Raw genomic sequence first — 13,568 nt, 5'->3', positions numbered from 1 at the left:
CCCTCAGGATGGGGTCGCGTTTCGCGGCGAGATATCAAACCCTCATGGTGAGGAGCCCACCTAGGCGGGCGTCTCGAACCATGCAGGCCGAGGTCTCACGGAGTAGAGATCTAGTCGCCCCACTGCGCGAAGGCGTCGTTGAAGGCGCGCTCGCCGGGAGCGCCCTTCTCGATGGCGATGATGGCGCGGCGCTGGTTGGCATAGACCAGGGGCACGTCGAACCAGGAACGCTCCTTCAGGAGCTGGACGTTGCGGCTGCGGTCGGCGTCGACGTTGGAGAGGCCGACCAGGAAGAAGCCGTCGGTGACCTTGACCGCGAGCCCTGCGAGCGGCGTGCCGCGTGCCTGCTCGTTCGACTTCATCAGGATGCCCGGCACGTTGGCGACGCCGCCGCCCGGAAAGTCCGACGGCAGGACGAAGGTCAGCTCCGCGGTATGACTCGCCGGCAGCGAGGAGTCAGTGTTGCGGCGGAACGACATCGTCATCTTGAACTTGCGGTCCGGGATCTCGATGTCGGCGCGCACGGCGACGTCGGCCTTCTGGTTGCCCGACGCCTTGATCGGCTCGAGCCGCCACACCACCGAGCCGACATATTGCTTGCCCTTCGGATCCGATGGATCCTCGTCATAGAGCACGACCTTCTGCGCCACCGGCGCAACCGGCTGGTCGCTGGCCGAGGGCTGGCCGACGCGATCCGGGATCTTGGGCTTGCTCTGCGGCTGAGACGAATCCCTGGGCGCCTCCACCACCTGCGTCGGCGAAGACTTCAACAGGTTGGTCGCGGTCTGGACCAGCTGCTTGCCCCAGAGGATGCCGGCACCGACCAGGATCAGCACGATGCCGACGGCGATCGCGCTCTTGAACGGAAAGGCGCGGCCGGTGCGGGCGCGCTTCTTCTTCGTGTCGCGGTCGAGAACGGGGATGTGCGGACGTTGCGACGGCGGCTGCGACTGCGGCGCGTAGCGCTCGGCCTCCTCGATCGATTCGTCGTAGGAGTAGGGCGCGTCCGCCCCGGCGGCGCGATTCTCCAGGCTCGGCTCAAGCCGGTCGAATTCCGGCGAGGGCGAGGGCACGTTGGCGTACGTGCGGCGCGCGGCACGGTTGGCCTGCGCGGCGGCGCCGCCGAGATCGTTGGCGTCGGCCGTGATGTCGCGGAAGCCGCGCACGCCCGGTGCCGGCGGCAGCGGCGGCGGAGGTCCCATGTCGGGCGGACGGCGCCCGCTGGCGCGATCACGTCCGGGCGGCGGAGGCTCCGGCATCGACGGCGGTGCCGACGGACCCGGCTGCCGCGGCGCGTCGAAACGCGGAGCCCGCGGCGCGCGCGGGGCCTCGCCCTGGTCATCGACGTTGAAGGAGGGCCGGTCGGCGCGCGGCGGCGGCGGAGCCGGACGGGTGCGCGGCGGGGCAGAAGTTTGGGGCGCGGGCGCGTTGCCCTCGGTGGCGCGGGTGCTGGCGCGGCGGAAGGCATCGCCACTACCGCTGCTGCGGGCACCGCCACCCGGGCGCGAGGCCTCGCGGGCACGCTGAGCAGCCTCCGATTCCACCTTGCGGACGGCCTCTTCCAGCGAAAGTCGCTCGCGGGTGATCTCGGATTCGGAGAGCGGCGGCTGCACGCTGCGGAGCTGCGCGATCAGCGCCGTACGCGCCCGCTCGTAGAGCGCGCGACGGCTCTCGCCGGGAGCGTTGGGGTCCAGGGCGGCAATAGCGCGGGCGATCAGCGGATAGTAATCAGCCATTTCTACTCAATTATACGCGCGTCCCGGTAAGAGATCGTTAAGCCTCAAACGGATTTTGTACCAGGATAGTATCCTCGCGTTCGGGGCTGGTGGAAAGCAGTGCGACCGGGCACCCCACCAATTCCTCGATCCGGCGGACATATTTGATCGCCTGGGCCGGCAGCTGGGCCCAGGACCGCGCATTGGCGGTCGGCTCCTTCCAGCCCTCGATGGTCTCGTAGATCGGCTCGACCCGGGCCTGGGCGCCTTCGCCCGCCGGGAAATGATCGATCTCCTTGCCGTCCAGCTTGTAGCCGGTGCAGACCTCGATCGTGTCGAAGCCGTCGAGAATGTCGAGCTTGGTCAGCGCCAGACCGTTGATGCCGCAGGTCCGGACCGCCTGGCGAACCAGAACCGCATCGAACCAGCCGCAGCGGCGCGGACGCCCGGTATTGGTGCCGAACTCGCGGCCGCGTTCGCCGATCTTGCGGCCGGTCGGGTTGTCCTGCTCGGTCGGGAACGGGCCCTGGCCGACGCGGGTCGTGTAGGCCTTGCAGAGGCCGAGCACATAGCCGACCGCGGCGGGGCCAAGGCCCGAGCCGGTCGCGGCCTGCGCCGCCACCGTATTGGACGAGGTGACGTAAGGGTAGGTGCCGTGATCGACGTCGAGCAGCGCGCCCTGCGCGCCTTCGAATAGCATGCGCTTGCCCTCGCGCCGCTTGATGTCGAGCAGCCGCCACACCGTCTCGGCATAGGGCAGGAGCTGCGGCGCGAGCGCGGTCAATTCCTTCAGGATCTCCTTGCCGTCGAACTCCGGCAGGCCGAGGCCGCGGCGCAATGCGTTGTGATGCGCCAGCAGCCGGTCGATCTTGTGCGGCAGCGTGTCGAGATCGGCGAGGTCCATCAGGCGGATGGCGCGGCGGCCGACCTTGTCCTCGTAGGCCGGGCCGATGCCGCGGCGGGTGGTGCCGATCGCGGTCGCCGCATTGGCGGATTCGCGATGAGCGTCGAGCTCGCGATGCAGCGGCAGGATCAGGGTGACGTTCTCGGCGACCCGCAGATTGTCCGGGCTGACCGCGACGCCCTGCGACCGCAGCTTGGTGACCTCGTCGAGAAAGGCGGTGGGATCGAACACGACGCCGTTGCCGATCACCGACAACTTCTGCTCGCGCAGCACGCCCGAGGGCAGCAGCGCCAGCTTGTAGGTCTTGCCGTTGATCACCAGCGTATGGCCGGCGTTATGGCCGCCCTGGAAACGGACGACGATGTCCGCCTGCTCCGACAACCAGTCGACGATCTTGCCCTTTCCTTCGTCGCCCCACTGGGCGCCGACGACGACAACATTGGCCATTCGCGGGTAATCCCTATGCAATCTGTTAGATGCGCCCAGCCCAATCACGGCCGGGGCCGCTCGAACGCGAGGCAGCCAACCGGATAAAGGATGCAGCCTCTGTAAGCAAGCAAGAACGGGGCCTTTTTGGGGCCGCGAGCGCGCTCCAAGCCTTTGATATCCCCGGAAAATTCAGAACCCTTCGCGACAAGCGCAATGGCTTCGACCAAAGCGTGAGAGGCTGCTTCCACCGCTGCATGGTCGCGATGCATCTGGCGCCCGTTGATGCAACCTCGATTTCCGTGTCTTTGAGGGAGCCGGGTTACGAGCCGGCCCGGGTGCCGCCGGGCCGGAGGCTTGGCGCATGACGCGGGGCCACAACAATCACGATGTCCGCCACCGACGAGACCACCGGCGCCGCCACGACCGGCCACAACTGGATCGCCAACCAGCCTTATCTGCTGCTCAGCATCACCGCGCTGTGCTGGGCCGGCAATGCCATCGTCGGACGGCTCGCCGCCGGTCACATCCCGCCGGTGACGCTGTCGTTCCTGCGCTGGTTCTTCGCCTTCCTGCTGGTGCTGCCGTTCGCCTGGAAATACCTCGCGCAGGACTGGCCCGCGATCCGCGGCAAGCTCGGCCTGATGGTCACGCTCTCGATCACCGGCATCGGCGCCTTCAACACGCTGCAATATTGGGCGCTCGAGCATACGCAGGCGCTCAACACTCTCCTCTTGCAATCCGCCGCGCCGCTGGTCGTGGCGCTGTGGTCGCTCGCCATCCTCGGTGTCAGGCTCACCGTGGCGCAGGCCTTCGGCGTGCTGCTGTCGATGTGCGGCGTGTTGATCATTCTGCTGCATGGCGATTTCACCACACTGTCGAACATCGATTTCAACAAGGGCGACCTCATCTTCATCGTCGCGCTGATCATCTTCGCGCTCTATTCGGTGCTGACCCTGAAGCGGCCGCCGATGCACGGCCTGTCGTTCCTCGCCTTCACGTTCGGCTGTGGTGCTGCCTGTCTCATTCCGCTGGAGATCTGGGAGCTGTCCGCGCGTCCCGTGATGAAGCTCGACGGGCCGAACCTGCTGACCCTGTTCTATGTCGCGGTGTTCCCCTCGACGCTCGCCTATCTCTGCTTCAATCGCGGTGTCCGCCTGATCGGCGCCAACCGCGCCGCGCCGTTCTTCCATGTCGTGCCGGTGTTCGGCTCCATCATGGCAATGGCATTTCTGGGCGAGCACCCGCAGGCGTTCCACTTCATCGGCTTCGCGCTGGTGCTGGCCGGCGTGTTCGTGGCGTCACGGAAGCAGGCGGCATAGGTCCTCCTTCTCCGCCGTAGGAGAGGGAAAAGCGCGGCGCGGCAGCGAGGGCTATTTCGTCTTGAACTTGCTGTACGCTTCGTTCGTCGCAATGATGACGTGCTCGGCGCAGGCGTTGAGGCGATGCGGATCGGCCTCGGTCTCATAGGCCTCCGACGTCATCATGTCGACGAAAGCCGCAACCGTGGGATAATAGACCAGCGCCGCGAAATCCCAGTTGTTGCCCTGCTGCGGGCCGAGCGCGACCGCCTTCGCCTCGCCGGTCCAGAGCAGCGTGCCGCCGCGCGCCTTGATCATCGGCACCGTGACCGCACTGTAGCGCAAATAGGCGTCCCAGCCGGAACCGTCGCCGTCGCCCGAGCGCGCGCGGAAGCGCATCAGGTTCAACATCACCACCGGTGCATGCGGATCGAGCCGCTCCAGGCCGTCGATGTTCAACATATTAACCGCCAATCCCGCCTCCTCTGGTCATGCCTGCATTGTAGCATTGCGGCCGCGTGACTTGTGTCACGACGTACATCCGGCGCAAGCTTGTATCCAACGCCAATGACGATCGCTTCGCCCGCGCCACCGGCCTCCAATCCGGCCAGTTGGCTCAACAACCAGCCTTATCTGCTGCTTAGCCTGAGCTCACTGTTCTGGGCCGGCAACATCGTGCTCGCGCGCCACGTCGGTGCGCATGTGCCGCCGCTGACGGTGACCACGATCCGATGGTTCGGCGTGTTCCTGATCCTCCTGCCCTTCGCCTGGCCGCACCTGAAGCGCGACTGGCCGAATTTGCGCAAGAGCCTGCCCCTGATGCTGTTCCTGTCGCTGGTGGGCTTTGCCTTCAACAACGCGATCTCGTACTGGGCGATGCAGTACACGGAGGCGCTGAACGCGCTGCTGATCCAGTCGGCCGGACCGCTGTTCGTGGCGCTGTGATCGCTGGTGCTGTTCGGCGTGCGGCTGACCGGTGCGCAGCTCGCCGGCATCGCGATCTCGCTTCTCGGCGTGCTGATCATCATCCTGCGCGGCGATCTCGCCGCGCTCGCGAGCATCAGCTTCAACAGGGGGGACATCATGTTCGCCTCCTCGCTGGTGGCGTTCGGGATCTACTCCGCCTTCATCCCGCGGCGACCGAAGATCCACCAACTCTCCTTTCTCTCCTTCACCACCTGCTGCGGCGCGACGATGCTGCTCCCGACCGCGATCTGGGAGGCCTGGAGCGGCCGCGTCCTGCAACTCGACGGGATGACGCTGGCGACGCTGGGCTACATCCTGATCTTTCCCTCGACGTTGGCCTATCTGTTCTTCAACCGGGGCGTGGCGCTGATCGGCCCGAACCGCGCCGCGCCGTTCTTCCATCTGGTGCCGGTGTTCGGCTCGGCGATGGCGATCCTGCTGCTCGGCGAAAAGATCCAGCCATTCCACCTGATCGGCTACCTGCTGGTGCTCGCCGGCGTCGTGATCGCCTCGCGCCAGGGGTCTGCGGTGAAGTAATTCCGCAGCGCGAGACGAAGCGACAAACTCGCGCCTTCCGATTTCGACGAGGAGACGCTAGGTTCCCCGCCAACGAAAAAAGAGGGAACGAACAGACATGCTTTCAGCGTTGATCCGAAACCTGCGTGCCATCGGTACGGCCGCCGTTTGTCTCGCCGCCGCATCCGCTGCGCAGGCCGACAACTATCCGAGCCGCAACATCACGCTGGTGCTGCCGTTCGCGGCCGGCAGCGGCACCGACACCACGACGCGGCTGATCTCGCAGCATTTGTCGCAGGCACTCGGCGTCGGCATCGTCATCGAGAACAAGGCGGGCGCCAACGGCATGATCGCCGCCACCTATGTCGCGCGCGCCGCGCCCGACGGCTACACGCTGCTGGTGACCACCAACACCACGCATTCGGCCAATCCCTATCTGCTCAAAAGCCTGACCTATGATCCGGTCAAGGACTTCACCCCGATCGCGCGCACCGGCGACCTGCCCTTCATGCTGGTGATCCACCCGGAGGTGCCGGCCAAGACCGTCGGCGAACTCATCGCCTATGGCAAGGCCAATCCGGGCAAGCTGAGCTACGCCTCGGGCTCGTCCTCGGCGATCGTCTCGGGCGCGACCTTTGCGCACAATGCCGGGCTCGACCTTCTGCACGTTCCCTACAAGAGCTCGCCGCCGGCGCTCAACGACGTCATGGGCGGCCGCGTCTCGATGATGTTCGTGGACATCCTGACCGGCCTGCCGCATGTCCAGGGCAACGCGCTACGCGCGCTCGCCGTCACGACAAAGGACCGCTCGTCGCTGGTGCCGAACCTGCCCTCGATGCAGGAGGCCGGCGTGCGGGACTTCGACATCTCGTCGTGGCAGGGCTATTTCGGACCCGCCGGCATGCCCAGGGAGATCGTGACGCGGCTCAATGCCGAGATCCGGAAGATCATCGAGCAGCCGGAGATCAAGGCCAAGCTCGCCACCCTCGGCATGGACGCGTTTTCGGGCACGCCCGAGCAGCTCGGCACGTTCGTGAACGAACAGCTGGTGTTGTGGGAGAAGCTGATCCGGGAGGCGGGGATCGAGAAGCAGTAGGCGCTCGCGAAGCTGCGCGCTCCGCATTTTCCGTCATGGCCGGCTTGTCCCGGCCATCCACGCCTATCGACGCGTACGGTGTCCCAGAACGTGGATGCCCGGGACAAGCCCGGGCATGACGATGGAGTAGATGGATCGCTCTGGTGTGGCGGCTTACGCCGCGCGCATCTTGGCGAGGAAGCCGTCGACTGCGCTGCGCAGCGCGCCGGACTGGCTGTCGAGCTCGCGGGCATTGGTGAGCACGTCGCTTGCCGCCGTGCCGGTGGCTTCCGCGGCCGAGGTGACGCTGCCGATATTGGCGTTGATCTCGCTCGACCCGGCGGCGACCGACTGGATGTTGCGGGCGATCTCGCGGGTGGCCTCGCCCTGCTGCTCGATCGACGCGGAAATGCCCGCGGTGATCTCGCTCATCTCGGCGATGGTCTGGGTGATGCCGCCGATGGCGGCGACCGCATCGCTGGTCGAGGTCTGCATCGCCGCGACCTGGGCGGAGATTTCCTCGGTCGCCTTGGCGGTCTGGTTGGCAAGCGCCTTGACCTCGGAAGCGACGACGGCGAAGCCGCGGCCGGATTCACCGGCACGCGCCGCCTCGATGGTGGCGTTGAGGGCGAGCAGATTGGTCTGTGCCGCGATGGAGTGGATCAGCTTGACCACTTCGCCGATCTTCTCGGCGCCGGTGGAGAGTTCCTGCACCGTGGCATTGGTGCGCTCGGCGTCGTTGACGGCACGGCTCGCCACTTCGGTCGAGCGGGTGACCTGGCGCGAGATTTCCGCAACCGAGCTCGACAGCTCTTCGGCCGCCGCGGCTACCGTGCCGACATTGCCCGACGCTCTCTGCGAGGCCGCGCCGACGGTCGCCGCACGGGAAGAGGCGTCGCTAGCGGTCGCGGTCATGGATTGCGCAGTGGCTTGCATGCCCGTCGCGGCCGAGGAGACCGATCGGACGATGCCGTTGACGCTGCGTTCGAATTCGCTGGCGATGCCCTCCATCGCGCTGCGACGCTCCTCCGCGACACGATCCTTCGCATCGGCTTCGGTCCTCTCGAGGTCGCGAATGCGCAGTGCGTTGTCCTTGAAGATCTGGACGGTCGACGCCATTGCGCCGACTTCGTCGCCACGGCCCACGCCGGGAATGTCGCCCTCGAGCTTGCCCTCGGCGAGATCCTTCATGCGGGTGCCGAGCAGCGCCAAGGGACGGCTGATGCTGCGGCCAAGCAGCCAGGCGACGCTTCCGGCGACGATGACGATACCGAACATGGCGAGACCGAGCAGCCAGTAGGCCGGGCCCATCTTTGCGTCGATGTCGTCGAGATAGGCGCCGGTGCCGAGATACATCTCGAGTTCGGGGACGGCCACCGCGTAGCCCATCTTCCGGATCAAGCCTTCCTGGCCCGGTTTCGCGTATTCATAGGTCAAAAGGATCGAACCGTTAGCCTTCGCGCCGTTCATCAGCTCCAAGGACAGTTTGCGGCCATTGGTCAGAACTTCCATGCGGTTGGTGCCGATCTGCTTTGGATCTGGCGCCAGCTGCGTGATACCGTCATAGGACGTCCCGAATAGATAGCCGGCGCCTTTGTCATAGGTCATCGCGTTGCCGTAGCGGCGAAGATCAGCCATCGCGGCATCCTTCGTCATCTCGCCCGCATCCACCCGCTTCTTCAGCGCCACCGCATAGTTGCGGCCCATGTCGACGATGGCCTTGGCCTGCTCGATACGCGCGTTCACCATCTCCTGCTTCATCAGATAGCCGGCCAGAAATCCGGAGATGCACAGGCCGAACAAGGTGACGCCGACGAGAATGCCGAGCTTGGGGGCGATCTTCAGATTGCTCAATTTCACGGGATGCTCCGGCAACAAAGGGATAAGGACGCGCGAGGGAATCGATCGCAATTGAATCAACTTTTAGTGGCGAGCCCTTAGCAACCTGTTACGGAGCGCCCCGTAAAAGCCCGGAGGAAACGTCGGGCCGTCGCACAAATCGCCGCCACGGCAACCGCCGATTGTACGCAACCGCCCTGATTTCGCGTAAAAGACGCAAAGGCCCGCGCAAAGTCCGGGTCACAACAAGAAACCAAATCGGGAGCAGGATATGCCGAAATACAGGGTGGTGACGCCGAAGGGCGCGAGCTTCACGGTCGCGAGCAGCGATTATTCCTTCGAGCGCGAAGCGCTCGATCCGATCGACGCCGAGATCGTCGAGGCGCCGGCCGACGAGGCCGGGTTCATTGCCGCCGCGAAGACAGCGGACGCCATCTACGCCAAGGGCATCCCGATCACCAGGACCATCATCGACGCGCTGGAGAGCTGCAAGGTCATTACGCTCGGCTCGGTCGGCGTCGACAGCGTCGACATCAAGGCCGCAACCGCGCGCGGCATTCCCGTCACCAACATCCCCGACACCTTCATCGAGGAGGTCGCCGACCATGCCATGATGCTGCTGCTCGCGGGCTTCCGCCGGCTGGTCGAGCAGGACCGGATGGTACGCAGCGGCCGCTGGGCCGAAGGCCGGCCGGCGCTGTCGAAGATTCCGCGGCTGATGGGCCAGACGCTCGGCTTCATCTCGTTCGGCCGCGTCGCGCGTGCAGTTGCGAAACGCGCAGCTCCCTTCGGCCTGCGGATGATGGCCTACGATCCCTTCATCCAGGAAACGCTGATGTCCGACCACGGCGTGATTCCGGCGACGCTGAACGAGGTGTTGTCGCAATCCGACTTCCTCTCGATGCACGCCCCCGCCCGGCCCGAGGTGCATCACATGCTCACCGAGAAGCACTTCCGGCAGATGAAGAAGGGTTCGGTCTTCATCAACACCGGCCGCGGCGCCACCGTGGACGAGGAAAGCCTGATCAAGGCGCTTCAGGAGGGCTGGATCGCCCATGCCGCCCTCGACGTGCTGGAGAAAGAGCCGCCCTCGCACAACAATCCGCTGCTCGGCATGGAAAACGTCACCCTGACCGCCCATGTCGCCTCCGCCTCGGCACGGTTTGACGAGGCGCGCAAGCGCCGGGTGGGCTACGAATTGTCACTGGTGCTTCAGGGCATGTGGCCGGTAAGCTGCGTCAATCCGTCGGTGCTGCAAGACACCGCGCTCCGCCGCTGGCAGCCTGTCAGCATGGACCGCGGCCCGAACAGCTAGGCGGGCGGCCGCGAAGGCGCGCCGGCAACCGGAAAGACCCTTCACCGGCGACCAACGCCGGGAAGGGAAACATATAGGGAGGAACCGATGAGGAACGACATCACACGTCGTGATGCCTTGGCGCTGGGCCTGTCCGCTGCGGCAATCGCGGCAACCGGTGCTCCGGCAAATGCGCAATCCGCGATCAAGGCCGCGGACGTCCCCACACCGAAACTGCCGATCGAGAAAGGCGCATCCCTGCGCATGCTGCGACCGGTACGCTTCGTCCAGGCCGACGAGGATGTGTTCCGCGCCAATGCGGCAAAATTCACCAAGGAGACCGGCGTCGAGGTCAAGGTTGATTTCGTCGGCTGGGAGGACATCAACCAGCAGACCGCGGTGACCTCGAATTCCGGCGCCGGTCCCGACATCATCATCGGCTTCTCCGATGCGCCGCACATCTATGTCGACAAGCTGGTCGAGCTGACCGACGTCGCCGATTATCTCGGCAAACGGTACGGCGGCTGGCTGCCGCTGGCGCAGCGCTACGGCAAGAAGAACAAGAGCCCCATTTGGATCGGGCTGCCGTTCGGAGCCACCGCGGGCCCCGTGATCTACCGCAAGTCGATCCTGCAATCGGTCGGCTTCGACAAGGTGCCGGAAGACCATGCCGGAATCCTCGACCTGTGCCAGAAGCTCCAGAAGGCCGGCAAGCCGGCGGGCTTCGCGCTCGGCAACGCCAAAGGAGACGGCAACGGGTTCGCAAGTTGGGCGCTATGGTCGCACAACGCGGCCCTGCTCGACGAAGAGGGCAACGTCGTCATCAACAGCAAGGAGACCATCGCCGCGCTGAACTGGGTCAAGCAGCTCTACCCGACCTTCATCGCCGGCACGACGTCCTGGAATGACGTCAGCAACAACCGCGCCTACGCCGCGCAGGAGATCGCGCTGACCGCCAACGGCGTCTCGCTGTATTTCTCGCTGAAGAACGATCCGGCGACCAAGGCGATCGCCGACGACAGCGAGCATCAGTTGCTGCCGAAGGGCTTGGCCAAGGTCTCTCCGATGGCGGGCCTGACGCTGAACGCCATGGTGTTCAAGCACAGCCAGTACCCCAACGCCGCAAAGGCCTTCCTGCAATACATGCTCGAAAAGGACCAGTACGAGCCGTGGCTCAACGCCAATTCCGGCTACTGGTCCCAGCCGCTGGCCGCCTATGCCGAGGCCTCGGTGTGGTCGCAGGATCCCAAGGTGCAGCTGTTCAAGAACACCATGAACAGCACCTATTACGACGGTTACGCGGGCCCGATCTCGACTGCGACCGGCGCCGTGAGCGCCGACTACGTGCTGATCCAGATGTTCGCATCCGTCGCGACCGGCGCTGCCACGCCGGAAGCCGCGGCCGCGGAAGCCGAGCAGCGCTGCAAGCGGTACTTCCGGCGGCAGAAGTAACGCTGGACAGAAGCGCGTCATTGGGAGCGAAGCGAAGCAATCCAGCCTGTCTCCGCGGTTACAGCCTGGATTGTTTCGTCGCTAGAGCTCCTCGCAATGACGGGCGTGGTGACTTCCAGAGACGGGACAACAAACCGATGTCCGTGACCACACTTCCCAATCTCGCCCTCGCACAGCGGCAGCCGTCCTGGCTGGTGCGCCTGTTCGACTACAAGCCGTTCCTGATCGTGATGTGCCTTGCACCCGCGATCGGGCTGCTCACGGTGTTCCTGACCTATCCGCTCGGCCTCGGCATCTGGCTCGCCTTCACCGACACCACGATCGGCAGAAAAGGCGTCTTCGTCGGCTTCGAGAATTTCCAGTATCTGCTCACCGATTCCCTGTGGTGGAACGCGGTGTTCTACAGCGTGGTCTACACGGGGATCGCGACCTTCGGGAAGTTCGCGCTGGGCTTCTGGCTCGCACTGCTGCTCAACAACCATTTTCCGTTCAAGAGCCTGTTGCGTGCGATCATCCTGATGCCCTGGATCGTCCCGACGGTGCTCTCGGCGCTGGCGTTCTGGTGGATCTACGATCCGCAGTTCTCGATCATCTCCTACCTTCTGGTCGACGTGCTGCACTGGCGCACCACAAATATCGACTTCCTCGGCTCGCCCTGGCCGGCGCGCTTCTCGCTGATCGCCGCCAATATCTGGCGCGGCATTCCCTTCGTCGCGATCTCGCTGCTAGCGGGCCTGCAGACCATTTCGCCCTCACTTTACGAGGCCGCGATGCTCGATGGCGCCAGCGCCTGGCAGCGGTTCCGCTACATCACCTTCCCGATGATGATGCCGATCCTCGCCATCGTCATGACCTTCTCGATCATCTTCACCTTCACCGACTTCCAGCTCGTCTACGCCATCACCCGCGGCGGCCCCGGCAACTCAACCCATTTGCTGGCAACCCTGGCCTTCCAGCGCGGCATTGCCGGTGGCGAGCTCGGCGAGGGCGCGGCGATCGCGGTGTCGATGATCCCGTTCCTCGTGTTCGCGACGCTGTTCTCTTATTTCGGCCTGGCGCGCCGCAAATGGCAGCAGGGAGAGAGCAATGACTGATACCGCCGCCCAACCGGCCGCCGTCGCCACCACGCCACCGGACACCATGGCCTGGGATTCCGGGTTGCGGCGGCTGATGATGATCTATCTGCCGCTCGGCTGCTTCGTGCTGATCCTCCTGTTTCCGTTCTACTGGATGACGATCACGTCATTCAAGCCGAACGCAGAGCTGATGAACTACAAGGAGCACAATCCGTTCTGGATCTCCTCGCCGACGCTGGCGCACATCAAACACCTCTTGTTCAATACCGCCTATCCGCGCTGGCTATGGACGACGATGCTGGTCGCGATCGGCTCGACCACGCTGTCGCTGATCGCGAGCACGCTTGCCGCCTATGCGATCGAACGCCTGCGCTTCCGCGGCAGCCCCTATGTCGGCCTCGGCATTTATCTCGCCTATCTCGTGCCGCCGTCGATCCTGTTCATTCCCCTCGCAACCGTGGTCGTGCAGTTCGGCCTGTTCGACAGCCCGCTCGCCCTGATCCTGGTCTATCCGACCTTCCTGGTGCCGTTCTGCACCTGGCTCCTGATCGGCTATTTCAAGTCGATCCCTTACGAGCTCGAGGAATGCGCGCTGGTGGACGGCGCCACACGGCTCCAGATCCTGCGCCGGATCACGCTGCCGCTGGCGGTGCCCGGCCTGATCTCGGCCGGCATCTTCTCCTTCACGCTGTCCTGGAACGAGTTCATCTACGCGCTCGCCTTCATCCAGAGCGGCGCCAACAAGACGGTGCCGGTCGCGATCCTGACCGAGCTCGTCACCGGCGACGTCTACCAGTGGGGGGCGCTGATGGCGGGATCGCTGCTCGGCTCGCTGCCGGTTGCGATCTTCTACTCGCTGTTCGTCGACTACTACGTGTCGTCGCTGACGGGGGCGGTAAAGGAGTAACTCGCGGCTGCGCGCAAGCGCAGTCGATCGTGCTATCGTGATAGACTGCTTGCTGCATTGGCCCCACCCTCCATCGTGACAGCGGGGTCGATCATTG

Annotated in this window: 10 protein-coding genes and 1 pseudogene; 7 read left to right on the top strand and 4 right to left on the bottom strand. The window is 65.0% G+C overall.

Features of this window, described 5'->3' with window-relative positions; all coding sequences use genetic code 11:
• Positions 1–110: 110 nt before the first annotated feature.
• Positions 111–1,736 (bottom strand): hypothetical protein, encoded by a 1,626-nt coding sequence (locus ABIC03_RS18305; RefSeq protein ID WP_275169533.1) that lies wholly within the window; start codon positions 1,734–1,736, stop codon positions 111–113.
• A gap of 37 nt (positions 1,737–1,773) precedes the next feature.
• On the bottom strand, positions 1,774–3,066 hold the full coding sequence (locus tag ABIC03_RS18300) for an adenylosuccinate synthase (RefSeq protein WP_354059838.1): 1,293 nt from the start codon (positions 3,064–3,066) through the stop codon (positions 1,774–1,776).
• 368 nt (positions 3,067–3,434) lie between these two features.
• Between ABIC03_RS18300 and ABIC03_RS18295 the strand changes: the two genes are divergently transcribed.
• Positions 3,435–4,367, top strand: a complete 933-nt coding sequence (locus tag ABIC03_RS18295) for a DMT family transporter (RefSeq protein WP_354059836.1) — start codon at positions 3,435–3,437, stop codon at positions 4,365–4,367.
• 51 nt (positions 4,368–4,418) lie between these two features.
• Here ABIC03_RS18295 and ABIC03_RS18290 read toward each other — a convergent pair whose 3' ends face one another.
• Positions 4,419–4,808, bottom strand: coding sequence for a DUF1330 domain-containing protein (locus tag ABIC03_RS18290; protein WP_354059834.1), 390 nt, complete (start codon positions 4,806–4,808; stop codon positions 4,419–4,421).
• Between the two features lie 105 nt (positions 4,809–4,913).
• Here ABIC03_RS18290 and ABIC03_RS18285 point away from each other — a divergent pair.
• Positions 4,914–5,849: pseudogene (locus ABIC03_RS18285) on the top strand (DMT family transporter).
• A gap of 97 nt (positions 5,850–5,946) precedes the next feature.
• The gene (locus ABIC03_RS18280) at positions 5,947–6,924 is read left to right on the top strand and encodes a Bug family tripartite tricarboxylate transporter substrate binding protein (RefSeq protein WP_354059832.1); all 978 of its coding nucleotides are present in this window, start codon (positions 5,947–5,949) and stop codon (positions 6,922–6,924) included.
• A gap of 153 nt (positions 6,925–7,077) precedes the next feature.
• On the opposite strand, the gene ABIC03_RS18275 is transcribed toward ABIC03_RS18280, so the two are convergent.
• Positions 7,078–8,763 carry a methyl-accepting chemotaxis protein gene (locus ABIC03_RS18275; RefSeq protein WP_354059830.1) on the bottom strand — a complete coding sequence of 562 codons (1,686 nt, stop codon included), beginning with the start codon at positions 8,761–8,763 and terminating at the stop codon, positions 7,078–7,080.
• Between the two features lie 250 nt (positions 8,764–9,013).
• Between ABIC03_RS18275 and ABIC03_RS18270 the strand changes: the two genes are divergently transcribed.
• The 4 genes from ABIC03_RS18270 to ABIC03_RS18255 all read left to right on the top strand — a co-directional run bounded on the left by ABIC03_RS18270 (position 9,014) and on the right by ABIC03_RS18255 (position 13,471).
• Entirely contained in the window at positions 9,014–10,057 is a 1,044-nt protein-coding gene (locus ABIC03_RS18270) for a C-terminal binding protein (protein ID WP_354059828.1), read from the top strand.
• An 87-nt stretch (positions 10,058–10,144) separates the two neighbouring features.
• On the top strand, positions 10,145–11,488 hold the full coding sequence (locus ABIC03_RS18265) for an ABC transporter substrate-binding protein (protein ID WP_354059826.1): 1,344 nt from the start codon (positions 10,145–10,147) through the stop codon (positions 11,486–11,488).
• 137 nt (positions 11,489–11,625) lie between these two features.
• The gene (locus ABIC03_RS18260; RefSeq protein WP_354059824.1) at positions 11,626–12,582 is read left to right on the top strand and encodes a carbohydrate ABC transporter permease; all 957 of its coding nucleotides are present in this window, start codon (positions 11,626–11,628) and stop codon (positions 12,580–12,582) included.
• Positions 12,575–13,471, top strand: coding sequence for a carbohydrate ABC transporter permease (locus ABIC03_RS18255; protein ID WP_106942023.1), 897 nt, complete (start codon positions 12,575–12,577; stop codon positions 13,469–13,471). The genes ABIC03_RS18260 and ABIC03_RS18255 overlap by 8 nt, the downstream gene beginning before the upstream one ends.
• Positions 13,472–13,568 lie beyond the last annotated feature (97 nt).

Origin of the sequence: Bradyrhizobium sp. RT6a, assembly GCF_040547675.1 — a bacterium.
In the GTDB taxonomy this organism is placed as follows: Bacteria; Pseudomonadota; Alphaproteobacteria; order Rhizobiales; family Xanthobacteraceae; genus Bradyrhizobium.
The sequence above is the reverse complement of the archived record's forward strand: the minus strand, read 5'-3'. Positions and strand labels throughout refer to the sequence as shown.